The organism is Methanophagales archaeon (assembly GCA_021159465.1).
Lineage (GTDB): Archaea > Halobacteriota > Syntropharchaeia > Alkanophagales > Methanospirareceae > G60ANME1.
In genome coordinates this window covers 1-25267 of sequence record JAGGRR010000218.1, presented here as the reverse complement: position 1 = coordinate 25267, position 25267 = coordinate 1, and the positions used below count along the sequence as shown (strand labels likewise).

General features: G+C 45.5%; 26 protein-coding genes. 14 read left to right on the top strand and 12 right to left on the bottom strand.

Going from position 1 to position 25267, the window contains the following annotated elements; genetic code table 11:
- Positions 1-639: lamin tail domain-containing protein (locus J7J01_09410; GenBank protein MCD6211081.1), on the top strand; the 639-nt coding region annotated here is incomplete at its 5' end.
- 576 nt (positions 640-1215) lie between these two features.
- Entirely contained in the window at positions 1216-1473 is a 258-nt protein-coding gene (locus J7J01_09405; protein ID MCD6211080.1) for a hypothetical protein, read from the top strand.
- A 34-nt stretch (positions 1474-1507) separates the two neighbouring features.
- On the opposite strand, the gene J7J01_09400 is transcribed toward J7J01_09405, so the two are convergent.
- The gene (locus J7J01_09400) at positions 1508-1822 is read right to left on the bottom strand and encodes an MTH1187 family thiamine-binding protein (GenBank protein MCD6211079.1); all 315 of its coding nucleotides are present in this window, start codon (positions 1820-1822) and stop codon (positions 1508-1510) included.
- A gap of 216 nt (positions 1823-2038) precedes the next feature.
- On the opposite strand from J7J01_09400, the gene J7J01_09395 reads away from it, so the two are divergent.
- Positions 2039-3049, top strand: coding sequence for an ABC transporter substrate-binding protein (locus tag J7J01_09395; protein ID MCD6211078.1), 1011 nt, complete (start codon positions 2039-2041; stop codon positions 3047-3049).
- Positions 3050-3128: 79 nt separating this feature from the next.
- Here the strand turns inward: J7J01_09395 and cofH are convergent, their stop codons facing one another.
- The 3 genes from cofH to J7J01_09380 are packed head-to-tail and all read right to left on the bottom strand — an operon-like array spanning position 3129 to position 6043.
- Positions 3129-4190 carry a 5-amino-6-(D-ribitylamino)uracil--L-tyrosine 4-hydroxyphenyl transferase CofH gene (gene cofH, locus J7J01_09390; GenBank protein MCD6211077.1) on the bottom strand — a complete coding sequence of 354 codons (1062 nt, stop codon included), beginning with the start codon at positions 4188-4190 and terminating at the stop codon, positions 3129-3131.
- A gap of 27 nt (positions 4191-4217) precedes the next feature.
- Entirely contained in the window at positions 4218-5234 is a 1017-nt protein-coding gene (locus tag J7J01_09385; protein ID MCD6211076.1) for a methanogenesis marker 2 protein, read from the bottom strand.
- Entirely contained in the window at positions 5222-6043 is an 822-nt protein-coding gene (locus J7J01_09380; GenBank protein ID MCD6211075.1) for an HAD family hydrolase, read from the bottom strand. The genes J7J01_09385 and J7J01_09380 overlap by 13 nt, the downstream gene beginning before the upstream one ends.
- Before the next feature lie 85 nt (positions 6044-6128).
- Here J7J01_09380 and J7J01_09375 point away from each other — a divergent pair, with 85 nt between their 5' ends.
- Positions 6129-8240 (top strand): minichromosome maintenance protein MCM, encoded by a 2112-nt coding sequence (locus tag J7J01_09375; protein ID MCD6211074.1) that lies wholly within the window; start codon positions 6129-6131, stop codon positions 8238-8240.
- On the opposite strand, the gene J7J01_09370 is transcribed toward J7J01_09375, so the two are convergent.
- Both J7J01_09370 and J7J01_09365 read right to left on the bottom strand, forming a co-directional pair.
- Positions 8224-8628, bottom strand: coding sequence for a Zn-ribbon domain-containing OB-fold protein (locus tag J7J01_09370; GenBank protein ID MCD6211073.1), 405 nt, complete (start codon positions 8626-8628; stop codon positions 8224-8226). The genes J7J01_09375 and J7J01_09370 overlap by 17 nt on opposite strands.
- Before the next feature lie 130 nt (positions 8629-8758).
- On the bottom strand, positions 8759-9340 hold the full coding sequence (locus tag J7J01_09365) for a hypothetical protein (GenBank protein ID MCD6211072.1): 582 nt from the start codon (positions 9338-9340) through the stop codon (positions 8759-8761).
- Between the two features lie 25 nt (positions 9341-9365).
- Between J7J01_09365 and J7J01_09360 the strand changes: the two genes are divergently transcribed.
- Both J7J01_09360 and J7J01_09355 read left to right on the top strand, forming a co-directional pair.
- Entirely contained in the window at positions 9366-9515 is a 150-nt protein-coding gene (locus tag J7J01_09360; protein MCD6211071.1) for a hypothetical protein, read from the top strand.
- Positions 9516-9565: 50 nt separating this feature from the next.
- Positions 9566-9829 carry a hypothetical protein gene (locus J7J01_09355; GenBank protein ID MCD6211070.1) on the top strand — a complete coding sequence of 88 codons (264 nt, stop codon included), beginning with the start codon at positions 9566-9568 and terminating at the stop codon, positions 9827-9829.
- On the opposite strand, the gene J7J01_09350 is transcribed toward J7J01_09355, so the two are convergent.
- Entirely contained in the window at positions 9826-10890 is a 1065-nt protein-coding gene (locus tag J7J01_09350) for an AAA family ATPase (protein ID MCD6211069.1), read from the bottom strand. The genes J7J01_09355 and J7J01_09350 overlap by 4 nt on opposite strands.
- A complete protein-coding gene (locus J7J01_09345; GenBank protein ID MCD6211068.1) occupies positions 10868-11377 on the bottom strand; it encodes a hypothetical protein in 510 nt (169 codons plus the stop codon). The genes J7J01_09350 and J7J01_09345 overlap by 23 nt, the downstream gene beginning before the upstream one ends.
- 84 nt (positions 11378-11461) lie before the next feature.
- On the opposite strand from J7J01_09345, the gene aroC reads away from it, so the two are divergent.
- Both aroC and J7J01_09335 read left to right on the top strand, forming a co-directional pair.
- Positions 11462-12538: a chorismate synthase gene (gene aroC, locus J7J01_09340; protein ID MCD6211067.1), complete on the top strand. Its 1077-nt coding sequence runs from the start codon at positions 11462-11464 to the stop codon at positions 12536-12538.
- Positions 12539-12594: 56 nt separating this feature from the next.
- Positions 12595-13596, top strand: a complete 1002-nt coding sequence (locus J7J01_09335; GenBank protein ID MCD6211066.1) for a DNA primase large subunit PriL — start codon at positions 12595-12597, stop codon at positions 13594-13596.
- 15 nt (positions 13597-13611) lie between these two features.
- Here J7J01_09335 and J7J01_09330 read toward each other — a convergent pair whose 3' ends face one another.
- Complete coding sequence (locus J7J01_09330; GenBank protein MCD6211065.1) at positions 13612-14079, bottom strand: riboflavin synthase; 468 nt, start codon at positions 14077-14079, stop codon at positions 13612-13614.
- A gap of 129 nt (positions 14080-14208) precedes the next feature.
- Here J7J01_09330 and nuoE point away from each other — a divergent pair, with 129 nt between their 5' ends.
- The 3 genes from nuoE to J7J01_09315 are packed head-to-tail and all read left to right on the top strand — an operon-like array spanning position 14209 to position 18020.
- Positions 14209-14670 carry an NADH-quinone oxidoreductase subunit NuoE gene (nuoE, locus tag J7J01_09325; GenBank protein ID MCD6211064.1) on the top strand — a complete coding sequence of 154 codons (462 nt, stop codon included), beginning with the start codon at positions 14209-14211 and terminating at the stop codon, positions 14668-14670.
- A gap of 9 nt (positions 14671-14679) precedes the next feature.
- On the top strand, positions 14680-16605 hold the full coding sequence (locus tag J7J01_09320) for a 4Fe-4S binding protein (GenBank protein MCD6211063.1): 1926 nt from the start codon (positions 14680-14682) through the stop codon (positions 16603-16605).
- Positions 16602-18020: a Coenzyme F420 hydrogenase/dehydrogenase, beta subunit C-terminal domain gene (locus J7J01_09315; GenBank protein ID MCD6211062.1), complete on the top strand. Its 1419-nt coding sequence runs from the start codon at positions 16602-16604 to the stop codon at positions 18018-18020. The genes J7J01_09320 and J7J01_09315 overlap by 4 nt, the downstream gene beginning before the upstream one ends.
- Positions 18021-18128: 108 nt before the next feature.
- Here J7J01_09315 and J7J01_09310 read toward each other — a convergent pair whose 3' ends face one another.
- The 3 genes from J7J01_09310 to J7J01_09300 all read right to left on the bottom strand — a co-directional run bounded on the left by J7J01_09310 (position 18129) and on the right by J7J01_09300 (position 21551).
- The gene (locus tag J7J01_09310; protein ID MCD6211061.1) at positions 18129-19478 is read right to left on the bottom strand and encodes an orotidine 5'-phosphate decarboxylase; all 1350 of its coding nucleotides are present in this window, start codon (positions 19476-19478) and stop codon (positions 18129-18131) included.
- A 79-nt stretch (positions 19479-19557) separates the two neighbouring features.
- Positions 19558-20244 carry a DUF2119 family protein gene (locus tag J7J01_09305; protein MCD6211060.1) on the bottom strand — a complete coding sequence of 229 codons (687 nt, stop codon included), beginning with the start codon at positions 20242-20244 and terminating at the stop codon, positions 19558-19560.
- Positions 20241-21551, bottom strand: coding sequence for an ArgE/DapE family deacylase (locus J7J01_09300; protein ID MCD6211059.1), 1311 nt, complete (start codon positions 21549-21551; stop codon positions 20241-20243). The genes J7J01_09305 and J7J01_09300 overlap by 4 nt, the downstream gene beginning before the upstream one ends.
- A gap of 57 nt (positions 21552-21608) precedes the next feature.
- On the opposite strand from J7J01_09300, the gene J7J01_09295 reads away from it, so the two are divergent.
- The 3 genes from J7J01_09295 to J7J01_09285 all read left to right on the top strand — a co-directional run bounded on the left by J7J01_09295 (position 21609) and on the right by J7J01_09285 (position 25087).
- Complete coding sequence (locus tag J7J01_09295; GenBank protein ID MCD6211058.1) at positions 21609-22319, top strand: phosphoribosyltransferase; 711 nt, start codon at positions 21609-21611, stop codon at positions 22317-22319.
- A 261-nt stretch (positions 22320-22580) separates the two neighbouring features.
- Positions 22581-23408, top strand: coding sequence for a hypothetical protein (locus J7J01_09290; protein MCD6211057.1), 828 nt, complete (start codon positions 22581-22583; stop codon positions 23406-23408).
- A gap of 830 nt (positions 23409-24238) precedes the next feature.
- Positions 24239-25087, top strand: a complete 849-nt coding sequence (locus J7J01_09285) for a hypothetical protein (protein ID MCD6211056.1) — start codon at positions 24239-24241, stop codon at positions 25085-25087.
- Positions 25088-25267: the final 180 nt, after the last annotated feature.

Genomic DNA, 25267 nt, shown 5'->3' with positions numbered 1-25267 from the left:
GTTCAGAACATTACGATTTCTGGTATTGCAAATCATGTGGTGATAAGTGAAGTTTATGTGCATGCGATAAATCAAACTGGAAAAAATCTGAGTGAGTTCGTTGAGCTATACAATCCGACGGACAGGGCTAAAGATTTAACTGGTTGGACTTTAAGCGATAATGAGGGTACAATTACCCTGAATGGAATAATCCAAGCTCATAAGTTCTATCTTGTAGGCATGGCGGGTTACAACGCTCATAAAGACAATGCCAGTTGGCCCGATGCAGATTATCAGGCAACCAGTAGCAACTTCTCTCTGAAAGATGGCGGAGATGAAGTGATACTAAATAATTCCGCTGGTGAGGTTGTTGATATTGTCGGTTGGGGAACAGCAACAACTAATGAGACTTTAAATGCTGAAACTCCTGGTGAGAATAAAAGTCTGCAAAGGAAAGTCAATGACAGCATAAACGAAGGTGCCGGTCCCGCCTGGGACACCAATAACAACAGTGCTGATTTCTTCGTTCAAACTGCACCGAATCCACAAAACACTGGCTCTGCGCCCATACCCCCGATACCGGAAATGAGCACGCTAATATTGTTCACTTCTGGCTTGATCATGCTCGCGTGCTATGCCGTGTTAAGGCGGGTGAAGTAAAAAGAAAAAAGGCAAAAGTATGAAAGTGATAGGGCAAGCGTCCACGAGGGTAGCTGGTAGCTCCACACGCCTAACTGCAATGCATGGATGGCGCCGCTCACCAGATTCACGCAGTAAAAAAGCAGGTGAAGCGGGCATTGAAGTACAGGCGTGTACTTATTCTTTTTATGCTCATTCATGGTGCCGATCCTGCAAACAATACCGCTAAGCATGCTTTAAGACCGGGAGTACAAAAAGGGGAATAAGGAGGCGCTTCTTGACAACAAGGGGTGCTGAAAACCGGAATATCAGGATGAGTGCGATGAAAACGATAATAAATCTAAAAAGATTTCTTCACCCACAGAAAAATCTTAAGTTCCAGGGTGATAAAATACCGGAGCGTGAATAATTTGAGCTATACCGGGGACTTTCAGGATAGGTGATTTTAAAATTATAAAAATTCTTCGGGAGAGAAGGTAATGAATCGTATCGAAGCCACAGATGAGTCCGTTTCAGATACAAAAGAATTTAGACCCTGGTAGAGCAATCAGTAAAATCTTATAGCGAAGAAAGTTTAATTGTGCAACAGGGCATGCTATGTTCTGGACAATTTTTGGCTTGATTGCCGGATTTATGTGCATAACCAGTTTTATCCCACAGATATTGAAGGGCTACAGAACCAAGAAACTCGACGACCTTTCGTATCTCCTGCTGTCTTTCATGGGTTCCGGTATGTTCCTGTGGATTCTATACGGGATTCATATTGGTTCCATCCCGGTTATAATTACGAACGTTATGGGGGTTTGCTGTAATATCCTGTTACTCGTTATGAAGTTTATTTATTCTAAGCGATAGATAAGCGAGACAAAAAACAAAGTCGAAGTCAAAGTCAAAAATCCACCGATTTCTGTGCTGATGCAACCGATTGCAGCTTCTGTTTTATTGTCCCCTCTTTATCTCTCCTCTCATCTATCTTTAAGGTCGTAACGACTCTTTCAGCACCTTGCTCAAAAACCGATTTGTGCACAGCTTCAAGCGCCTTTAATACTACAGACATCTCTTCTGCTTCAAATATCGTGCCCATAGCTGTGAGTTCGGGTCTCAATCCCAACCTTTTCAACTCATCCACTGCTTTTGATACGTATCTACTTACGCTTGGCGTCTTTGTACCTATCGGCACGACCGCAATTTCTGCTATTATCATTTCGTTTCTATTTATTTGTTAGAGTGCATTACCTGATTTTTATAGCGGAAAATGATATATAAAAGCTTTTCGATATGTTATGTGTTATCCATTTGGGTGAGAGTTTTATGCGATTATGGAATCTAATAGGGGCATAGATGTTTTCTCTATTGAGAATACGTGTTATCCGTAAGGAAAGTTTTAAATATAAACATCTAATAGAGAAGAAAAGGAACAATGTCAAAGCAAAAGGTCATTATCATTGCATGCATTTTGCTTTCGCTAATCCTGGTGGGTGCAATCACGTCCATCCATTACCAGGTTGCTCCGAAGGGGATCACAGTGACCGATGATTTTGGCAGGAATGTCACACTGAATGGTGTACCCGCGAGAATTATCTCTCTATCGCCCTCCAATACCGAGATCCTATTCGCTATTGGCGCTGGAGATAGAGTCGTTGGCGTGACTGAATACTGTAATTACCCTCCTGCTGCAAAGACACGCCCCAAGGTAGGCGGCGTCTCCACCGTGAGCATAGAGAAAGTGGTTGCACTGAATCCTGATATCGTCATTGGCTGTAGCATTAACGGTAAGGATACGTTTGAGCGGCTGGAGGAGCTGGGTATACCCATCTTAGGACTGAATCCAAAGAATATCAGTGGGATACTGGCAGATATTGAGCTGGTGGGTAGAGTAACAGGCGAAGAGCGCAACGCCACTGATTTAGTTGCGGCTATAGATAGCAGGTTGGATGCGATAAGAGCGAAAGCGAGAGCTATGAGGGGCTCTCAGCAGGCAGCAGCTCCAACAGTATTTTATGATATAGGTGGTTTCTATACCGCGGGTAACGACACATTTGTAAACGAAATAATTGAGACCGCAGGAGGCAGGAACATCGCTGCTGATAAAACTGGCTATTTCCAGATGAGCATAGAAGAGCTCATTGCTAAGAATCCACAGGTTATTATCTGCGATAGAGGAATGGGAAGCATGAGCAAGGCGTATGAGGAGATAGTGAGTGATGATAGACTGAAAATAGTAGATGCAGTGCGAAATAACAGGGTTTACCTGATAGATGGGGATATAATTGACAGACCGGGTCCGAGGATAGTGAATGCTGCGGAAACTGTTTATGGATATCTGTCCGAATTCCACAATATTAAAGTTAAAGAGGAGGGACCTGCTAATGCTACTGCCACCGCCACTATTACTACTACTCCTCCTATGCCCCTACAAGCATCTCCTTAGTTCCAGTCCCGTTGCTACTGCATAGCATATTATCCTGCACTTTCGCATTCATGCACGTGTTAATCCCTATCCCATATCCCTATATCAGTTTATACAGCGTATTCCTCCTCCTCGGTGTCCTTCCTGCATCTTTTATCAGCCGTTCGAACTCTTCCGGGCTCAGGTATTCTCCGGCTGAAGAGCCCGATAGCCGTGATATATTCTCCTCCATCAACGTACCTCCCAGGTCATTCACACCGAAATATAGCATCCTCTGTGCATCTTCTACCCCGAGCTTCACCCATGACGCCTGTATATTCACACAATATGGATGAAGAATGACCCTTGCGAGTGCATGTACTATTGCATTCTCCTCAAAGCTGATATCCTGCTTCACCAGCTTCCCCAATTCATTATTCTTACGCATGAACTTCAGGAGCACGAACTCGGTAAACCCTCCTGTCTCTTTCTGCAGCTCCCTTATCCTGAAGATGTGGTTTATCCTCTCCCTCCACGTTTCTATATGCCCATACATGACAGTGGCAGTGGATGGAATCCCCATGCGATGTGCACTCCTTATTATACTCTCCCATTTAGCTGTATTTAATTTCCGGGGGCATATTATCGCTCTTATAGAATCATCCAGTATCTCTGCTGCCGTGCCCGGAATAGAGCCCAAACCCGCTCTCTTCAACTCCTTTAATACCTCTTCCGCTTCTAACCCTGTGTTTCTTGCTACATGGTATATCTCCATAGGCGAGAAGGCATGGATATGCACATCAAATTGCGATTTTATAGTCTCAATAAGTCTGCAATAGTCATCCAGCAGGAGATCTGGATGCAATCCCCCCTGAATGCATATCTCAGTCGCTTCATTTTTCACCGCCTCTTCCACCTTCTCCAGAACCTCATCCAAACTCAGCATATAGCCACGCTTCTTCTCCTCCCTGAATGCACAGAACTTGCAATTCCCGATGCAGACATTCGTGAAATTTATGTTCCTGTTCACCACGTAGGTGACAATATCTCCCTTCGTCTCCTTTCGCAGCTCATCCGCGATGCGAAATAAAAGAGGGGGGTTACTCACAAGAAATGAGGCATCTGCACGCTCTATCCCTCCCCTCCTTATCCTCTCATATAACTCATCGAAATCGTCTTTCATCCATCTGAATCTGATATATTCTTACACTTACTTTATGCCTGTTATTATCTCCCGGTTAAGGTCAAATACTGTTGCCTTCTCCGCACCATCTTCTATCATCAACTTCTTACTCGCATCTATTTCTCCGATCATAGCGGCTGTTATACCCGCATTCTCGAATATATTGATGCATTCCGTGCCCCTCTCTGCATCCTCAACCGTTAGTACAAATCCTGTACCTGGATACATCTTTAGCCAGTGTGCGATAGAGATTGGTACTTCTTCGGAATCGGGTCTCGGTATCTTCTCCAATTCCACACGTGCTCCCACACCCGAAGACTCGAGTAACATCCCCAGGGTACCAAGCGTGCCAGGATTGCTTATGTCCTTACCGGCAGTTGCCAGCCTCTTCTCTCCTATCTCCACCATTGTATTCAATTGCCTCTTTATCACAGCTGCTGACTTCCTTGTCGTGTTGTCCCATGCAAGGTTGTATTTCGGATATATTCTACCATCGAGATCAATTGCCACAACTATTTTATCGCCTGGCTTCGCGCCACTCGAGAATATCACGCTGTTCCGCTTCACAGTCCCGACAACCCCCACATCAAGCGCATCGTATGAAGTATCGGGATGTAGATGCCCCCCCACCATCGGCACGCCAAACTTCTTCACACCATCCTGCATCCCCCTGCCCAATTCCGCACATATATGCTTCTTCTGCGTTGAGGTCAGATTCACCATCGCCAGTGCAGTACCGCCCATCGCCGCTATATCATTTACATTCACGAGTACTGCGCAATAACCTGCCCACCATGGGTCTGCATTCAATAATTTACCCCATATCCCATCTACCGCAAGCAAAATAAAATTGTCATCGTCCACTCTGAGCACTGCCGCATCCTCACCAAATCCCGCTATCGTCTTACTACCCACCCTATCTGCATCCTCAAGCGTCTTCACAAGGTCTCTTATAGCTCCCTTACGCTTCACCCCTTCAAAGTTCCTGAGCTCTGCAGCCAGAGACTCCAGATTCACCCCCTCTCCCTGATTCATATCCCGCATTTGTGCTCCTCCAACTCCTCTATTATCTTTTTTACCTCTATTATATCCTTTATTCTGAAATCAGTAACCTCAAAAATTTCACTCGGTCTATCCGCAGCCTCCTGTAAGGACAATACCGCTATATCCGATTCACAAAATGCGAGATAGTCGTTCCTGTCATCACCAACCATTATCACCTTATGCCTGTCTTTCAACTTCCTCACCAAATCTCGCTTGTCCTCCGGGGTCATCATACCAAAGATATTCTCCTGAGGTACCTCCGGTAGATATACCGATATCTCCTCAGGTTCTATCCTGTCTCCTGATGCTATAAATATCGCGCAATCCATCTGACTCAATTCCTTCAGGAGTTTGCGAGTCCCAGGGAAGAACTTTATACCTCCCGCTATTAAAAATTTTATCGCTTTGCTCGCCATCTCCACTATCAAAGCTACTCCTACTACCGGTAGAATATCACACTTCTTTAAAAACCCCATCGTTTCATGCACATCCTTCAACTTGATGCGCCTATCGTTCAAAATTGTTTCCAGTACCTCTTCATCATCTATCTCTCCTCTCTTATATATCACTCTAATTTCTATTTTTTTCTCCTTCATCACCTCTGACAGCAACTTCGAATCCTCTTCTTTCGCTAATGTCTCATCGTATCGTGTCTTTAATATCACCATTGCACCCTTCTCCAACCTGTCCGTACAGCTCAACCCCGACACTCTGCTCCGCTTCGTTATCCCTCTATCTATATTTTTTATTATTCTGAACGATGCATAAAGAACACCTGCACCGTCAAATACTACTGCTAAATCCCTCATTTGAGCATCATCTCCAAATTAATTTTTATGGGTGAAGCTATAAGAATAGAGATGGTCCTTATATATGGGTATGGGGTGTTGAGTGATGGCTCAGAACATTGACCTTGTAACAGAGAGGTGGGAGGACTTTCTGAAGCGATATTGCTGGGATGAGCTTGTAGAACTCGCGAATTATTATCCAGAGAAGCGGAGTTTGCTTGTTAAGTTCACTGACATGGACCTTTATGACCCGAATCTCGCCGATATGGTGCTGGAAAGTCCTGATGTCGCCATTAATGCGGCAACAAGGGCATTACGAGCTATTGATACCCCAACAGGGGTTACACTCGATGAGGCGAACTTTCGCATAATAAAGGTACCGAGAAGGCTAAAAATCCGCGATATCAGGAGCGAGGATATAGGAAAACTCGTGAGTATAGAAGGATTGGTGACAAAAGCGACAGAGGTGCGACCCAAAGTGGTGGATGCGGTATTTGAATGCCCATACTGTCACCATGTATTCTCAATGGGGCAGAGTGGGCGGCAGTTCAAAGAGCCGGTGGAGTGCGATCAGGAGAGTGGCGGATGTGGTAGGAAGGCACAACATTTCAAACTCCTAATCGAGCAGTGTAAATTTGCAAATGCGCAGAAGATACGGCTGCAGGAGTCACCGGAGGAACTACGTGGCGGTGAATTGCCACAGGCAATTGATGTCTATCTTGAGGATGACATCACCGGTACTGTCACACCCGGTGACCGGGTCATTATTACAGGCATTCTCAGGTCTTATCAGCGGACAACCAGGTTCGGAAAGACACCTTTCTTTGATATCTATCTTGAGGGGAACTCATTGGAGCACAAGGAGGAGGAATTTGAGGAGATAAAGATAACGGAGGAAGATGAACAGAGGATAATGGAGCTGAAGGATCAGCCAGACGTTTACGAGAAGCTGATAAGGAGTATCGCACCCTCAATTTATGGCTATGAGGAGATAAAAGAGGCTATGGTACTCCAATTGTTCGCAGGTGTACCGAAGGAGCTGCCAGACGATACGCGAGTACGGGGTGATATACATGTATTGCTCGTTGGTGATCCGGGTGTGGCAAAGAGTCAATTACTGACATATCTTGTGAAGTTAGCACCTAGGGGCTTGTATACCGGTGGTAAGAGTAGCACTTCTGCGGGACTGACCGCAGCGGCAGTAAAAGATGAATTTGGGGAAGGGCGATGGACTTTAGAGGCTGGAGCTCTGGTACTCGCAGACAAGGGTATAGCAGCGGTGGATGAGATAGACAAGATGAGAAAGGAGGATAGAGATGCACTTCATGAGGCTATGGAACAGCAAACAGTATCAGTAGCGAAAGCGGGTATAATGGCACGGTTGAACTCCCGCTGTGGGCTGTTAGCTGCTGCGAACCCCAAATATGGGCGATTTGATAAGTACACCCCTATTGCAGAACAGATAAATATGCCGCCCACGCTACTATCGCGATTCGACCTCATATTCACCATGATGGATAGACCAAACGAGGAGACAGACACGAAGACCGCTGAGCATATAATCGAGACGCATTATGCAGGCGAGCTACTCGCCCAGCTTAAGAATGTAAGCAAGATAGATATAGCCGAGAGAGAGCATTTCGAGCATGCAGTGGCGGCTATGAAACCCCCAATTGAGAGTGACCTGTTAAGAAAATACGTAGCATGGAGCAAGCGGAATGTATTCCCGGTAATGAGTGAAGGAGCGAGGCAGAGATTCCTTGAATTCTATATCGGCCTCCGCAGGCAGGGCTATGAGGATGAGGAAGCACCGGTTCCTGTAACTGCGCGGCAATTAGAGGCACTGATTCGACTCGGTGAGGCGAGAGCAAGGGCGCGACTGAGCGATGAAATAACAGAGGAGGACGCTGACCGCGTGATTAATATCGTCACATACTGCCTGAAACGTGTCTTCGTTGATCCTGAGACCGGTAGGCTTGATACTGATTGGGTTACTGTGGGCATAACGAAGACTAAAAGAGACCGAGCAAGGTCAATAAGGGAAATAATAAAGGATCTGGAACGCGAATATGGAGAAGAAGTACCACTGGAGGAGGTACTTGATCTCGCGGAGGAGGAGGGAATGGAGCGGGAGAAAGCAGAAGAGATAATAGAAGTGATGAAACGGGATGGTATCCTGTTCTCTCCCTCAAGTGGTATTATTAAGTTTGTACGTTAGCGGGCACGAACTTCGTACCGTAATAGATTATCCCCCTTTCCCCTTCTTCTCCCAATCTCCTGAATACTGCCCGGACACGCATCCCGGTATGTATCTCTTCAGGCTTGCATATCACTTCAGAAAGCAGCTGTGCACCCTCATCAAGTCTAATTATCGCTAAGGTGTATGGTATCTGTCGATTGAGATTCCGTGGGGCCTGGTGTACAGTCGTGTAAGTAACCACCTCTCCTGTACCTTTAAAGTTATAGGGTACAATCTCGCCTCTTCGCCTGCATTTCGGGCATATAGCCCGAGGCGGGAAGAAGTAACTGCCACAGTTCAAGCACCGCGTACCCTCCAGGTTATAACGCGCTGCCTGCTCTCGCCAGAATTTTGCCGTTGATGCCATCTTTCTTTGCTAATATTATAATATATGTTTTCTTCTTTATTATTTATATTTGTTCTGGTGAAAAAGTGAAATATATCAGGATAATTGGCGACATGTACATGACATGTACAGGGGCTATCATTTTATTTTTTTAACCGCGCCTTATCAGGTTCACGTCGAGGAGAAGATGATAGGCAATGCGATGGAGCTGAGGATGAATGCGAGTGAGATCGACGCGGGAAGGGAATAAAAAGAGTTTTGCTACATGGGCGCCCTGCATGTGCTCTTTAAGAAACTGGCAAAAGCAGTAATAAAGAAATGGCTGTTTTGAGATGGAAAAAACAAGACCACACGAGCCGAAAATCAGCTGGACATTGAAAAACTCCACAAAGTTCGGCAATAGAATAGCAATGCATATGTTACCGGCTCTCTGGGTCGACGGGGGTGCATCAGGATAAACAGCAGAGAGGGTTACGAATGTACTTACGCGATAATAGTAGTCGGTGAGACGAGAGATAACAAAAAAATCCAATAAAAGCAGTGATAAGCGAGATAAGCAATTATTCACGTTTTGCATTATCACCGGAAGAACTTTCAGCTTCTTTTTCGGGCAGTTGGGATGAAAGTAAAAATTATTCTGAGAGGGTAGTTCGAGAATGGAAGTATAGCAGTCTGGGGTACACTCCAAGGCATTCGCATTCACGGTAAGTGAAAAAGCACTGATAATTGGCATTATCTCCACGGTTGCAGTGATATTCGTGTGCATAGCGATACTCAGTATGGTTATACCACCAGGTACGCCGCCAAAAGGGAATGAAACAAAAAAAGAAGTAAATTATGGCAAATTTACCTCACTACTTGAGGATTTCAATAACCTGGCTGAGATTAAATACGGAAGACGGCATTGACCTGAAAGAGCAGAAAACGAAAGAGGAGCTTTTATTTTTGCCGGGAAACAATGACCCAGAAATCGGGAAGGCTTTTGAGATTATGCAAGAATATGGACACGCTTCAAATTTCACTAATAGACAATTATGAGTCCCCAACGCACAATACGCAGTTGGAAATACTTTTATGGTTGGTGGAGGAGCAAGAAATAAAGAATTATGACAGGATAGCTCTTGCAATAGCACTTGATTACGGTGCAGTTCTGGCAATAAGCGAAGAAATGGGAAAGATGCATATCATTACTATAGGGGTATGTGCAATTAGGGTATCTTAAAAACCGGAATTAGAATTACTCCCGGAATCACTGTAAAAATGCCGGCATCTCACCACCAATTCCTCAATGTGTATCATGCTATTAAAAGCACTGCAAAGTTTGTAATCCGCATCGCCTATGTGTATCATAACCTTTGCTAATCTTCTTGCACCTAACCTTGCTTTTCGCTGGAGCACTATATCGTGTATCGCTTCTACAATCTCCCTGCCACTCATCTTCTCGTCCCTCATCAACCTCTTTAACTCCGCTCTCAGTTCCCGATAGCGACCCGCAAGTGCCATATCTATCAAATCCGCCACCCTATTGCTCCTCTTTCGCAACTCCTGCGCCACTACCACAATCTCTTCACTATCAATCCTATTAGAGTTAGAAATAGCCGATGCTGCCTCCATTATATCTATGGCGGTACCAGCATCACCACCTGCATACCGCTTCAGCATCTCCAAGCCCTGGTCTGTAAGTTCTAACTCCTCCTGCGAGGCGATTCGCAACAACAATCTATCCAATGCTCCAGTCTTAATTAGAGGTTGGAAGAGGAGGTTTAAACACCTTGACCTTATAGCAGGTATTATAGCAGAAGGTTTCGTGGTGATGAATATGAATCTACTTGTGCGGCTACTTCGTTCCATTATTCTCCGGAGCGCTTGCTGAGCATCCACAGGCAGCAAGTCCGCATTGTTGAACGCCATCAGCTTGAATGCTGCATTTATAGGTGCTAACACTGCATAGCTCCTTATCATATCTTTAAAGATGTCCAGCGCTGATTTATGCTCATCATAATAGAATCTGAACCTCTTATCAGCACGCAGCCATTTCTTACGTTGTTCAACAAAATCGCGACACTCCACAATGAACAGGTTCTCATCATGCGAGCCATAGAGTTCCTGAGCTAAGGCTAATACAGAGGAGGTCTTGCCCACACCTCTTGAGCCCCATAGCAGCAGATTTGGTACCTGTTTACGCTCAGTAAAGCTCTTTAGTCTATCTATCACGTCATCCTGACCCTCTATCTCCGCCAGGCTTCCGGGTCTGTATTTCTCACGCCACATCATCACTATCATCTTTATTATCCTTTAGCCTTAACTCTACACTCTTAAGCCTCAAATCCTGACTGCCTACGTCAAGATAGAGTACGAGCGCTTTTGGTGCAAATAGAAGCTCACCCACACCACTGAACAATCTTAGCATCTCAACGAGCTGAAGAGCGCGTGCAATCATATTCAAAAGAGGCGATCTGGTCTGCGTTTGCGAGTCCGGGAATTCTATTGCATCAAATGATATGCCATCTGGTAATATCGTGGTTATCACGGGGTATGTGATGAATGGTATACCGAGTTCAGATGCCGCTCCTGCAACTTCTCGCTGCTCTCCGTAGCCATAGCCACCGATCACCACATCAGTGCCCTTCAATAGCTGTTTGAGCTCTCTCAGCTCCAGTCCTGCAGGTATCTCACACACGTCCTTCAATTTGTAACTCCTCAATAGTTCTGTAATCTCGCCGCCACCCATTACACACGCTTTCACCAGCTTCAAATCCACCTGTACCATAGTTATGTATTAACTTGTTTTAAATAGCCATGGCGATATAAGAATTCTATGTCCGGTAATTCCTTCGGGCGGTTATTCCGTGTGATGACATGGGGCGAGTCGCATGGTGAAGCCTTAGGAGTTGTTGTTGACGGCTGCCCTGCTGGTATTGAACTCTCGGCTGCGGATATACAGCACGAGCTGGACAGGAGAAGACCGGGCATGAGCGAGATAGCGAGTGAGAGGCGCGAGGCAGATGAAGTGCTGATATTGTCAGGTGTATTTGAGGGTAAAACACTTGGGACTCCTATATCCATGCTTGTATGGAATAAGGATGTTGATTCCACGCCTTACGATGAGATAAAGCACATTGCGAGACCTGGTCAGGCGGATTACTCCTATCAGATGAAGTATGGGCTGCGGGATTATCGAGGTGGTGGGCGCGCATCCGGTAGAGAGACTCTCGCACGTGTAGCTGCAGGTGCAATTGCAAAGAAGGTGCTGGCATACCACAATATAGGGGTTGTGGGACATGTGGTTGAGATAGGTGGTATAAGGGCAAGGGCAAGATCAGAGGGAGTGGACCTGAAAGAGATAAAGAGGATTGCAGATATGAATGCAGTAAGGTGTGCGGATCCAGAAGCTGCAGTGCAGATGCAAGAACTGATAAAAAGGGCAAAACGCGAAGGAGATAGTGTTGGAGGTATTGTGGAGGTGATTGCAACCGGCGTTCCGCCTGGACTGGGCGAACCGGTCTTCGACAAACTTGATGCAGAACTGGCAAAGGCGCTCATGAGTATCGGTGCGGTGAAGGGTGTTGAGATAGGCATTGGATTCGGAGCAGCGAGGATGCGAGGCAGTGAGATGAATGATGAATTTTATATAGAAGACGGGAAGATAAGAACAAGGACGAACAATGCAGGTGGTATCTTAGGTGGTATCTCAACTGGTGAGCCTGTGATATGCAGAATGGCAGTGAAACCCACCCCGTCTATTGCAAAGCCGCAGCGGAGTGTGGACATGGAGCAAATGGAGGAGGTGGAACTGAGGATAAGAGGTAGGCATGACCCCTGTATATGCCCCAGGATAGTACCGGTAGCAGAAGCGATGGTTGCTCTTGTACTCATGGATTACATGATGATCATGCGTGGCGGGAGATTAGAGATTATGAGACAGAGATGAGAGCATTTGAGCATTTGCACTTGCAGTTATGCTTTTATCCCTTTCTATCCGGAGCTTTGGAATATGTAAAGGAGGCGGGATTCACACTTGATGACCTCATCAGTTCAGTATCAGCGAGGATACGAGCTAAAGAGCGAGTAATAGAAGCTATAAGAACCGGACAAATCCACAGACCTGTTATAGCCGATGATGTGCAGGCGCAGACGGAGTTACTATCATATCCCTTTGCTCGTATCCTCGTATCATGCATTCATGATTCCTATCTCATTCGCAGGTATGCGTTAGCAGAAGCAAAAGGGGCATACAGGCGTTTATTGGAAGATTTGCGCTCTGGTGATAGTATCATCCATGAGTTGTCTGAGGATCTGGGCATACATGCCGAGTTCTCCTCCAATTTTGTTCTGGTACCTTTCACTGACTATCTCCGACTCACTGTTAATCTCAGGGACAAGAGATGGAAACTTGTGAATCGAAGTCTGGTGCGTGGTAAAGTGAGCCTCGGGATGAGCGAATTTGTACGAATTATCCAGGAAGCGATGTATGAACGGATAGTAAAAGACCTGCCGCTGGATGTCCCTGATGATATCTGTGCTTCGCTGAGTGAACATATCGAGCACATAAGGAAAGAACTTGGAATCAAGCGTAAGAATCTGGAAGAGCTCCATACTCCTCTGCGGGGCGATCCAAACTCCTACCCGCCATGCATAATAAACATCCTGAGCAATTTGAAGGCGGGTGTAAATGTGCCACACAGTGCGAGATTCGCCGTTACTGCTTTCCTGTTGAATGCCGGACTGTCTGTGGATGATGTGATAGAACAATACAGGAATTCACCTGACTTCGACGAAGCCCGGACGAGGTATCAGGTGGAGCATATCGCGGGTGCTAAGAGTGGTACTCGCTATACCGCCCCCTCATGTGCTACGATGCGTACCTATGGCAACTGCGTGGGCAAGGATGAGCTCTGTGAGAAGATTGCACATCCCTTGAGTTATTACAGGTTAAAACTGAAGTTGAAGCATAAGCAGAAGCAGAAGCAAGGGCAGGGAGGTTTATAAATTATAATCTTAAACTTACAATCTCAGCGGACCCGCATCCTCAAAACCTTCCCTCTTACCCATACCCGCATCTCGTGTCAACTCATGCGGCTTGAATAAGAGCTTTATCACATTCCGTGCATGCTCCCTCGCTCTTCGCTCTGCAAGCCATGCCAGCTCCTTATCATCTCCCGCTTCATCCTCGTACACAAAGACCTCAATTATATGCGTGGAGGTGAGAAGTTGTGCGGCAATGATACCAAGAGAAGCTTCATGCGCACATTGCTTATCTATATCCGCAGGTCCAGGCATTGCAAATGCCATCACGATATCACAATCCTTCTCCTCTATCAGCTTCTTTGCCGCTACTGGCAGGTCTTTCATGCCCGGCACCGTGTACCGCTCTATACGAACAGATGCGGCTTTCTTAAGCTCTTCTATCGCTACAGCAGCCATATCATAGCGTGCAAACGTTGTATCCGCAATACCAACTTTCTTCGTCACCCTGCTTCTCCTCTCTCCTCTCCCCTCTACTCTCTACATTAACCACACTATACATTACACTACACCTTGAAATGAAAAAATAGTAAAGCTTATATCTCTGCTCCTCCTCAGAGGGTAGATGGAGGAGGAATGGTAGAGATAGACCTGAATAGGGTAGAGGAGATAATAGACAGATACGAGGGGGAGGAGGGCGTTCTGATCCAGATGCTTCTTGATTTGCAGAGCGAATTCAACTGGATACCAAGGGGGGTGATTGCGCGAATAAGCGAGCGGCTGCATATTCCAAAGAGCCAGATATACCGGATAGCGAGCTTTTATAAGGCGATGAGTCTTAGTCCTGTTGGACGACATGTAATACAGGTATGTCTGGGTACTGCATGTCAGGTACGTGGTGCACCCAGGATTATGGACCGCGTAAAGGAGAGTCTGGGTATAGAGGAGGGAGAGACTACGCAAGATATGCGGTTCACCCTTAGACGTGTGAACTGCCTTGGGTGCTGCGCTATGGGACCAGTAGTGGTGGTAGATGGAGATTATCACGGCAAGGTAACGCCGTCGGAAGTGGAGGACCTCTTACAGAGCTACAAGTAGCAGGAGAAAATGTCTCGAGTTAAGAGTAAGGAGGATTTGTTGGCGTTACAGAGTGCAATATTAGCGAAGCGTGATCCTGATAAGCCGCTCATCACCCTCTGTTCCGGTACTGCGTGTTGCGCTACCGGTAGCGATGCTGTCGCCAATGCAATAAAAGCGGAGTTGGAGAAACAGGGCTTATCTGATACCGTGAGTTTCAGAAGGACTGGCTGTCATGGATTCTGTGAGAGAGGACCGATAGTAACCATCTATCCCTATGATATATGCTATCTCAATGTCTCACCAGAGGATGTACCAGAGATAATCAGTAAGAGCATAAAAGGGCACGAAATCGTCGAACGCCTACTCTATACAGACCCCAATACTGGTGAGCGAATAGTGCGCGAATCAGATATCCCATTTTATAAGTATCAAACACGGCTTGTATTCGGCGATAACCCCGTAATTGAGCCCACAAATATCGAGGATTATATCTCCATTGGCGGTTATCAGGCACTGGCTAAGGTGCTGGAGGAGATGACACCAGAGGAAGTACTGGAGGAAGTGAAGAAGTCGAATTTACGTGGACGCGGTGGTGGCGGTTTCCCAACAGGACGGAAATGGGAATCAACGAGGAATGCACCCGGTGAACCAAAATATGTGATAGTGAATTGCGATGAGGGTGACCCGGGTGCTTACATGGACCGGTCACTCATGGAAGGGAACCCACACAGGGTACTTGAGGGGCTGATCATCGGTGCTTACGCGATAGGTTCGCATCAGGGCTTCGTTTACGTACGGCAGGAGTATCCACTGGCAGTGAAGAACCTGAGTATAGCCCTTGACCAGGCACGGGAATACGGCTTCCTCGGTGATGATATCCTCGGTTCTGGCTTCAAGTTTGATGTCTGTATCCATAGAGGAGCAGGGGCTTTTGTATCCGGTGAGTCCAGTGCCCTGATGAACGCCATAGAAGGTAAGGTGGGCGAGCCGAGACCGAAGTATATTCACACCTCAGAGAGTGGCATCTGGGAGAAGCCAAGTAATTTAAACAATGTAGAGACATGGGCGAATGTACCATTGATAATAGAGCGAGGAGCTGACTGGTTCAACTCTATTGGTACCGAACACAGTAAAGGTACGAAGATCTTCTCGCTCGTGGGTGCGGTTAATAACACAGGTCTGGTGGAAGTGCCGATGGGTACAACACTGCGTGATATAATATACAAGATAGGCGGTGGCATTCGCGGTGGTAAGAAGTTCAAAGCGGTTCAGACTGGCGGTCCTTCTGGTGGCGTGATTCCTGAGCAGTACCTCGATGCACCCGTTGACTTCGACGAACTCACTCGATTGGGCTCGATGATGGGTTCCGGCGGTATGATAGTTATGGATGAGGACACATGCATCGTGGACATAGCGCGTTACTTCGTGGATTTCCTCTGTGATGAGTCCTGTGGTAAATGCGTGCCATGCCGTGAGGGTCTGAAACGAATGAGGGATATACTGAATGATATAGTTGCAGGACGGGGTAAAGAAGGAGATATAGAACTGCTGGAGGAGATAGCGCACGTGATGAAGAGCGCATCGCTGTGTGCACTCGGAACGACGGCAGCAAATCCCGTACTGAGCACTATCCGATACTTCAAAGCAGAATACGAAGCGCATATAGAGGAGAAGAGATGTCCTGCACTAGTCTGTAAAGACCTGATCTCGTACTATATACAGCCGGATAAGTGTATAGCATGCATGTTATGCCTGAAGAATTGCCCATCTGGCGCCATACAGGGCGAGAAGCGGAAGATACACGTGATAGATCAGAGGAAATGCATAAAATGTGGTATCTGTTTTGAAGTCTGCCCGCCAAAAGTGAGGGCTGTGACGAAGATATCGGGCAAGCCAGTTCCACCACCGCTGCCGGAATCAGAGCGGGTAATAGAGAGGAGAGCAAAGAAATGAAGATAAGGATAGACGACAAGGAGGTGGATACAGAACCAGGACAGACGATTTTAGAAGTTGCACGCATCAATGGCATTTATATACCCACGCTGTGTTATCATCCCGCATTAAAGCCCTTTGGTGCATGCCGACTATGCTCGGTTGAGATAGAGAAGCATGGACGTAAGAGAGTTGTTACTGCCTGTAATTACCCGGTGGAGGAAGGACTGGAGGTGAGGACGAACTCGCCGGAGATTATAGAGATAAGGAAGATGCTGATTGAACTACTCCTCGCCCGATGCCCGGAAGAGAAGCGGATACAGGAGCTTGCGCATGAATATGGCGTGTCAGAGTCCCGTACACGTTTCACACTGGAGAGTGAGCATTGTATCCTATGTGGGCTGTGTGCGCGAGTATGTGAGGAACTGGTGGGTGTATCGGCGATAAATTTTATAGGTCGCGGTGTTGAGCGTAAGGTGGGGACACCCTATGAAGAGCTCTCGGATGACTGTATCGGCTGTGGCTCTTGCGCACTCGTGTGCCCGACCGAGGCAATTCGCTTGAACAGGTGTATATACCCAACAACACCGGAGGATATAACAGCGATAGAGGAGCGGTACCTGGAAGGTGAGCGGGATGAGTATATAGGTGTCCACTCAGCTTTAGTCGCCGGTAAATCATCGCTTAGAGGTCAGGATGGTGGCATGGTCACCGCTCTACTCACCTCCGGGATTGAGAACGGACTCTTTGATGCTGCACTCATTGTGCGGCGTATCAGTGGCTATAAATCCGAAGCTGTTATCACTGCGGATGTGGAAGAGATAAAAGAGGCAAGTGGTACGAAGTATCTCCGTGTGCCAATGATACCGAAGATAGAAGAGGCTTTACATTTGCATTCCGAGTGGAAGCGTATAGCAGTAGTAGGAACGCCCTGTGAGGTTCGTGCAGTGAGGAAGCTACAGCAGCGGCAACAGCTTGGCAGTGGTAGTGGTAGTGGCAATGTGGAGGTCACTCTTCTGGGGCTGTTCTGTTTCGAGAGTTTCGACTATGAAGGGCTGAAGGATTTCACAAGAACTCGATTCGGTATCGAGCTTGACGAAGCGGCTAAGACGCAGATAAGCCATGGGAGGTTTATTATCACGAGTAACGGACGTGAGTACTCATGCGATGTTGGTGAACTTGCGAGTCACGTCCGTGAAGGTTGCGCATTCTGCACCGATTTCGTATCACGACTGGCGGACATCTCTATTGGCTCGGTTGGCAGCCCGGATGGATATTCAACGGTGATTGTGCGTTCTAAAAAGGGCAAAAAGCTCCTTGAAATGACTGACTATCGTAGTACAGAAGTGGATAAGCATGAGATTGTGCGAGTAGCGAGATTGAAGCAGAGGAATGCCAAGAGGAATTTAGGAAAGATTGTGGATGGACTAAAATGACTATTCAAAGATCCAATGTAACTTGACAAAGTCATATTAATATTAGCTTAGCATCATATTCAGCATAGACATTCATCAATTCACACCCCACAAAATAGCCCCTACTATTTATTGCTTCTTCTCCCACTTATACAGGTCAAGCACCTGAGACAATGTCTTTCCACGTTTTATCTCCTCCCTTATCCGTTCCTCATTCTTCCATACCTCTTTTGCTCGTCTCGCTATCTCATAAGCACGCTCCTTTGGCACCACCACCACACCATTATCATCTCCTATTATCCAATCTCCAGGTCGGACATATTCGCCACCACATTTTATCTCCGCATTCAGCTCACCAAACCCTTTTGGCTCACCCGCATTTGGAGCTACGTATCGTGCGAATACCGGGAATTTTATCCGTCTTATCTCCTCCACATCCCGCACACCACCATCAATGACAATACCTGCAATGCCCTTCTGTTTACAGCTCCATGATGCCAGCTCGCCCCATAGCGCAACCTCCTTCGAGCCCCCATAGACTACGATCACATCCCCAGGTCCTGCGACATCCGTAGCCTCCACCGGCTTTGCCCAATCACCTTCGTAGGTCTGTACCGTGACTGCTTTACCAACGAGCTTTACACCTTCAAATAGAGGTCTTATACCTTGCAATACACCCTTTCGATGCATTGCATCCGATATATTGGGTGTGGATACTTGCATGAACAGTTTAAAGAGCTCGTCATCCATTCTCCCTCCTGTTCCTGTTCCTCTCCTTCGCTCACCTTCTCTGACCCCTGTCATCATGCCCCTTTTTATCACTTTTGTCGATTCTTTCACATTCGCTGACCTCGTTATGTTACCACCCACGATTATTATATCAGCGCCGAGACTCACAGCCTTAGACGCCGTTACTGCATCCATACCACCAGCAGCAGCCAGAGAGATATCCACCGAATTACTAACTTTCTCTAATAAGCTCAGCACGTCTAACCCACGCATCTGCTGGTCTATCCCCACATGGACACAGATATAATCAGCACCCATCTCCGATATCTCCTTCGCACGCTTCACCGGGTCTATTGTGTTCATTATATCCACCATGATAGCAATCCCGTACTTATGCGCCGATTCTATTCCCTCACGGATGGTAGCATCATCGGCAAGCCCGAGAATAGAGACGACCGAAGCGCCTGATTTTGCCGCCATCTCCACCTCTATCGCGCCTGTATCCATCGTCTTCATATCTGCTACTATCGGTACATCCGGAAAAGTCGAGTGCAGTACTCTCACTGCATGCATACCTTCACTCTTTATCAGTGGCGTACCCACCTCCAGCCAGTCGGCACCGCCTTCCAAACTCTCTTTACCTATCTCTATCGCCCTATCCAGCTCAAGCACATCCAATGCCACCTGCAGTATCTTCCCCTCTTCACTTTCACCCTCCCTCTTCTTCACACTCTTACGCACAATCACCATCTCTATTGCTATTTCGCTATTGCGAAATTAGTATTATAAAATTCTGAAAACTGAAAGCTAAAAGCTAAAAGCCAGGAACCTAAAATGGCTCAAATGGCTCAAGCCGTGAGTGATAGTATTGCATAAATAGTGCCTCTGCCCTCCTTAGCGCATCAGGGTACATCTTCCTCAGTTGAGTCAGCATCTCTGTCCTTGTCTCGCTCCGCAGTCCGATACGTAAAATCACCAGTACCTCTTCTCTAACCTCGTCTTCATCACTTCTCCTCTTCGGAAGCTCGATTGTCAGACAGAAATCACGTGTGCTGAATAGTTTCCTCAAAACTGGCGCGATGGAGCCCAGAAGTATATGATTATGAGTAGGGTCATCAAGGTCTACGAACGGTGGTACACCCTCTATCTTCTCACGTTCAGGGTTCGTAAGCCTGGGATATGAAGATTCACCATAAGCATGGAGCTCGAAATAGAAAGAAGGTTTGTACCGCTTTATGAGCCCTGTAAGTATCATGCCCTCCCTGCTCCGGTAATACTCTTTTGATAGGACACCTATGTATCTGCCACTCATGGTGAGCGAAGGGACAATTATTACATCACCATTATTATCATTACTATCTACTTCTACTTCAGATTCTAATTCTGCTTCTGCCTCTGATGCCAGCGTTTCCAAGATAGGAGCAGTGTATAAGCCCTCATTGCCATGCAACCCTCCAACGAAGAGTTTACTCGCACCGCCACTACCACCACTACCGGGAAACCTGTATAACTTCATTCTCGCGCTCGCGCGTGCAACAGCGTCACCAGGAACTTAACGTAATTCCTCAAGTCTTCTATTCTGATATTCTCATCCGCGCCATGCGCATTGCTCTCCATAGAACTGCCAACACCAAATGCACATACCGGCTGCTTAGTCTTCTGGACTGCATAAGCAACATCCAGACCGCCCTGCACACCTGTTATCGGTTTATGACTGCCAAAGGCAGTTGAAGCAGCAACCTGAACCTCCTTCACCCAATCTGTATCTGGACTGGTGTACATAGGTGGAAATCCAGGATGACATTGAAGTTCAAAATCAAGCTCATGCTCCAATTTCAGTCGCTGCAGAACCTCTTCAAGCTCTTTCACCACCTCCGTCTCATTCTCCTCCGGTATATACCGCCGGTCGCCCCGTAATGTGCAACTTGGAGGAATAATATTCTCCTTTACACCACCGGAGATCATTGTGAGGTTAAAGACCGGTTTTATATGCTTCTGCCCTGTTATCTGTGTCATAAAGGGGCTACAGGGGACTTCCGATTCGCGACTCTCCACTCGCTCTTTCAACCGCTCTAACTCGTCAATCACCAGTTTCGCTCTTTCTATCGCATTCACACCCAAAAAGGGTGTGGAGCTATGGCACGATTTACCATTCACTCTTATCTCCCAGTTCATCACTCCGTTCGTTGCTATACAGATGCCTTCGTTATCCCCATCCATACAGAGTAGATAATCGCCTTTCAGTAGCCCTTCATCTGCGAAATAGCATAAACCGGAGTATAAACCTATCTCCTCATCTGTGGTCAATGCCACGCGTATATTATACCTGCTGTGAAGGTCAAGCTCTTCCATTATGCTCAATGCTATTAAAAGAGCGGCGACACTGCCCTTTGAGTCAGCAACACCGCGTCCATATATCCTGTTGCCTTTACGTACCGTGAGGAACGGTGGTGTGCTCCATCCCTCGCCTGCTGGCACGACATCAAGATGCGTATATATATCGAGGGTTTCCTTCGCTCCTGAACTTGAACCCGAACCCGAACCTGAATCCGAATCTGAACTCTTGACTGCAAGAAGATTCGCTCGCTCGCCACTCAGTCCCTCTGTATCATCCTGTATTCTATGCACAACATCCTGTGGTAGCTCTATCCTCTCACATCGAAACCCCATATCATTGAATTTGGGTATGAGCCAATCTATAATTTCTCCGTAATTCTCACCTGGAGGTACGAACGTGGGTATCTTCACCAGCTCACTGAGATACTCTATAAGTTCATTCTCCCGCTCCTCTACCAATTTATCCAGTTCCCGCTCTTCTTCCATGTCTCCCATATTCATACCGTAAATGTTTTATTAGTTTAAGAAGTATGGGTAAGAAAGATGAAGGATAAGTTCACATGCCTGGTTGTTGACTGGGATTATGCATATAACCTCTGCAGGGATGTAAGCGAGCGAATAAAAGCGGCGGGATTCATGCCGGAAGTGATTGTGGGAATAGCGCGGGGTGGCTGGTATTTGGCACGGGTACTGTGCGACTTCTTCATGGTCAAGGACCTGTTCAGCTTGAAGATGGAACACTGGGGTGTTACAGCCACTGTTACGGGTGCTGCGGAGCTTAAATTTGGACTTGATAGCGCAGCGCAGAAGAAATTGAAAGGCAGGAGAGTATTAATCGCCGATGACGTGACCGATACCGGGGACAGTATAAAATTCGCACTTGAATATGTGAGATCGTTTGAGCCCTCAGATGTGAAGACCGCAACCATGCAGCATAAAACTTCCTCGTCTTTTATGCCTGATTTCTATGGCGAGCTCATGACCGAATGGCGCTGGATTATCTATCCGTGGAGCGTGTATGAGGATGTGATGGAACTGGTGGAGAAGCTGATGGAAAAGAGAACCAGTAAAGGTGAAGGTAAAGGTAAAGGTAAAGGTAAAGCGGATCTGGAAGAGATACGGAGTGCAATGAAGGATGGATATGATTTATATATACCTTATCACCTCTTGCGTGAGGTTCTGGCGAATATGGAGTCTCAAGGTAAGCTGAGGAGTGTAGAGCAAGAGGGTAAGGTATTCTGGGTCATGCAATAATTGTTATACTTACTCATACTTACTTATACGCATGTTAGTAACAAGGATATAGGTAAGATTAAAAGTCCTTTGGACAGGTTGTTTGAGAAAGAGAATGGAGGGGGCGCAAAAGGAAGAAAGGAAGAAAAAACGAGGAGATGGGAGTTTCATCTTGAGGGATGTATATACGCAATATTGCGGATATAATACCAAATAGGAGTTATTTACGCAGTAATGCGGATATACCGAAGTTAGGCGAAAGCACAAAGGAGGAGGTATTAGATGAATCCTATTAAAGAAAACGCGGTTAAAATTTTGACGACTTTGATAGAAAGAGAAGTAAAAGAAGCTCAGGGGAAACAAATAGAGCAGATGACAGGCTTAAGTCCAGAAGATATAAATGATGCTGTAGATTATTTGGAAGATTTGGGATCTGTGGAGGTTATTAAATGGTTAGGAACTGCTCCCTATAATTTTGGTGCTATAACGGTTAATTCTCGGGGTAGATACTTATACCACGAAATGAAGAAAAGAACAGACGAAGTGGAAAAAGAGAAAAAATTGCTCCCAGAGAGACCCGTTAATCCTGTAGGTTCTCCCTATGGTTTTACCGATGATGACTGGGAATTCGTATCTTTGAGGAGAGAGGATAGAAGTACATTAAATGTAGTGTTTGGATTACAGTATAAATCAGAATATTACAATACCGATCAGTTGATAAGTAATATTAAGAAATATTTTCAGAAAGCAGTTGAGACGTATAGCGAGAAACCGTCTAAGGAAAAAATTACACTGCAATTTGAAAAATTAACAGCAGGATACGGAGAACATTTATTCAATACCATCGCAAGAAGTATAATAGGTTCTGACATTGCTGTTTTTGAAGTCTCGGACCAAAATCCAAATGTAATGATAGAATTAGGAGTAGCACTAACTTGGGGAGTACGCGTATTACCTCTAAGAGAGAAAAACAGTCCTAAACCACCAACAGATATCTCTGGACAAACTTGGATTGAATATGAAGAATCTGGGGGAAAAATTATAGATGAGGAATTCCATAGAAAGTTAGAAAAGATGATAGAACGAGCTATTTCCAAAAAAGGTAGATAAGTAGTGCCTTCGCCTAACAGTGTGTTTGCGGTTCGCTTACGCTCACCCAAACCCTTACGGACTTTGCATAACCGCGAAACGTTATATGAAATTCCGAACCCCGCCTTTGGAAATAAAAATATTAAAGAGATTCAAAGTATATCATTTATGGAGGTCAAGAAATGAATAATAAAGAAGACAAGGACCTAATCGCATACTGTGGTCTTTATTGTTGGGATTGTATTGGATACAGGCAAAAGGCGGCAGATTTGGCAAGGGATCTCAGAAAAGAATTAAGAGAAGACAAAATTTGACAAGACAGCGGAATACCCGGCTACAATGCCGTTCTTTGCCGTATATAAGAACTACAGTGTGTGCTATGAAGTGCTGGGCGCATTAGTAAAAATGCGATGCAAGAACGCTTGCAGAGGTGGTGGAGGTCCGCCTTTCTGCAAGATAAGGAAATGTTGCTAGAAGAGAGGATTTGAGGGGTGCTGGGAGTGCGATGAATTTGAAACATGCGAGAAACTGGACTTTTTAAAGCCGAATCACGGGGATGCCCATATAAGAAATCTAAGGAAAATTAAGAAAAAAGGAGTGGATGAATTCCTTAAAGGAAAAAAAGAGTGGTATAGTAAGCCAAAATGAAAATATTAGACGGGGTTCGGTACTCTATGGTTGCTTTGCAACCTTACCCTTCGGGTCATATAACAGCGGATAAAAGGCTTCGCTGTGCTTCGCCCAAATTGCCTTCGGCAACTTCTTTTATCCGCAGAACGTTAGATGCCATGCTAATGTGATGGTAATTGGAATATTGATTAAAGAAAAAGAAAGAGAGGAATCAAGATATAATGAGAAACGTTGTTTTAAATAAAGATGTGAATAATAATTTCAAGAAGTATTTTATATACACCATACTTTTGTTCACCATATTTGTTTTAATATACATAATTTCAATTGTCCATACACTAAGTAAACAGGATTCTGGGTTTACATATAGAGCTTGGACATGGACAGAATATTATATATTTTGTCTTGCTTTAATAGTAATTTATAAGAAATTTAAGTGGTTGAGTTTAAGATATATTGCGCTTGGAATATTGTTATCGGGTGTAAGTTATTTTAGTTTTATTCAACAAACAGACATATTCACAGTAGTAACTAACTCTATCGTGACATTTGTTGCATTTCTTGGAGGTAGTTTATTATCGGGTGGAAGTAATAGAAACAAGTCATTACTCATATTACAGAAGCACAAATCATTATTTAAGTCATTTTTAATAGGTCTTATAGTTGCATTACCTTTTGCATTAATAAATTACATCTATTTTAGACTGACTTTAGGTGAGGCTGAATGGACAAACATATTTAGTGCAGGTTTTTTAGCTTTAGCACCAGGAATCTCTGAAGAGATTATATTTAGGTTTTTTACTATGAATTTCATATTTTATTTATTGGAAGGGAAGGTTGAGAGGAAATACTCAGTTATAATTAGTTTTTTCTTTGGTATAGTTCCACACAGTTTAATTCACTTTCCAGAATTATGGATACATAATATACCAGGTGCTCTATTTATGCTAATATCTACCAGTTTTTTATTTGGATTGCCGATGGCATTTTTACAATATAAACGAAATTTAGAGACTGCTATTACATTTCATTGGTTTATTGATTTTATAAGATTCTTTGGAGGCTATTGATAATATGGACTCCGCACATCATCTAATAAAAGGTTTTGCTACGCTTCGCCCAAATTGCCTTCGGCAACTTCTTTTATCCGCAGAACGTTAAGTGAAATGCCCGATGCACCAAGATTAGGAATAGAGGGTGAAAATAATGGGATTGGTGGAATTCCTAAACGAAAATAGTGGAGCTTTTGC

What these genes read in the sequence shown, in the direction of transcription:
- J7J01_09295 (MCD6211058.1), top strand. Translation starts at nt 21,609, where the DNA reads ATGAAGGATAAGTTCACATGCCTGGTTGTTGACTGGGATTATGCATAT.
- nuoE (MCD6211064.1), top strand. Translation starts at nt 14,209, where the DNA reads ATGGTAGAGATAGACCTGAATAGGGTAGAGGAGATAATAGACAGATAC.
- J7J01_09385 (MCD6211076.1), bottom strand. Translation starts at nt 5,234, where the DNA reads ATGCGGGATATGAATCAGGGAGAGGGGGTGAATCTGGAGTCTCTGGCT.
- J7J01_09305 (MCD6211060.1), bottom strand. Translation starts at nt 20,244, where the DNA reads ATGAAGTTATACAGGTTTCCCGGTAGTGGTGGTAGTGGCGGTGCGAGT.
- J7J01_09285 (MCD6211056.1), top strand. Translation starts at nt 24,239, where the DNA reads ATGAGAAACGTTGTTTTAAATAAAGATGTGAATAATAATTTCAAGAAG.
- J7J01_09320 (MCD6211063.1), top strand. Translation starts at nt 14,680, where the DNA reads ATGTCTCGAGTTAAGAGTAAGGAGGATTTGTTGGCGTTACAGAGTGCA.
- J7J01_09355 (MCD6211070.1), top strand. Translation starts at nt 9,566, where the DNA reads ATGACCCAGAAATCGGGAAGGCTTTTGAGATTATGCAAGAATATGGAC.
- J7J01_09400 (MCD6211079.1), bottom strand. Translation starts at nt 1,822, where the DNA reads ATGATAATAGCAGAAATTGCGGTCGTGCCGATAGGTACAAAGACGCCA.
- J7J01_09405 (MCD6211080.1), top strand. Translation starts at nt 1,216, where the DNA reads ATGTTCTGGACAATTTTTGGCTTGATTGCCGGATTTATGTGCATAACC.
- J7J01_09310 (MCD6211061.1), bottom strand. Translation starts at nt 19,478, where the DNA reads ATGGTGATTGTGCGTAAGAGTGTGAAGAAGAGGGAGGGTGAAAGTGAA.
- aroC (MCD6211067.1), top strand. Translation starts at nt 11,462, where the DNA reads ATGACATGGGGCGAGTCGCATGGTGAAGCCTTAGGAGTTGTTGTTGAC.
- J7J01_09350 (MCD6211069.1), bottom strand. Translation starts at nt 10,890, where the DNA reads ATGATAGTGATGATGTGGCGTGAGAAATACAGACCCGGAAGCCTGGCG.
- J7J01_09370 (MCD6211073.1), bottom strand. Translation starts at nt 8,628, where the DNA reads ATGGCATCAACGGCAAAATTCTGGCGAGAGCAGGCAGCGCGTTATAAC.
- J7J01_09380 (MCD6211075.1), bottom strand. Translation starts at nt 6,043, where the DNA reads ATGAGGGATTTAGCAGTAGTATTTGACGGTGCAGGTGTTCTTTATGCA.
- J7J01_09300 (MCD6211059.1), bottom strand. Translation starts at nt 21,551, where the DNA reads ATGGAAGAAGAGCGGGAACTGGATAAATTGGTAGAGGAGCGGGAGAAT.
- J7J01_09315 (MCD6211062.1), top strand. Translation starts at nt 16,602, where the DNA reads ATGAAGATAAGGATAGACGACAAGGAGGTGGATACAGAACCAGGACAG.
- J7J01_09365 (MCD6211072.1), bottom strand. Translation starts at nt 9,340, where the DNA reads ATGCCAATTATCAGTGCTTTTTCACTTACCGTGAATGCGAATGCCTTG.
- J7J01_09290 (MCD6211057.1), top strand. Translation starts at nt 22,581, where the DNA reads ATGAATCCTATTAAAGAAAACGCGGTTAAAATTTTGACGACTTTGATA.
- J7J01_09395 (MCD6211078.1), top strand. Translation starts at nt 2,039, where the DNA reads ATGTCAAAGCAAAAGGTCATTATCATTGCATGCATTTTGCTTTCGCTA.
- J7J01_09345 (MCD6211068.1), bottom strand. Translation starts at nt 11,377, where the DNA reads ATGGTACAGGTGGATTTGAAGCTGGTGAAAGCGTGTGTAATGGGTGGC.
- J7J01_09375 (MCD6211074.1), top strand. Translation starts at nt 6,129, where the DNA reads ATGGCTCAGAACATTGACCTTGTAACAGAGAGGTGGGAGGACTTTCTG.
- cofH (MCD6211077.1), bottom strand. Translation starts at nt 4,190, where the DNA reads ATGAAAGACGATTTCGATGAGTTATATGAGAGGATAAGGAGGGGAGGG.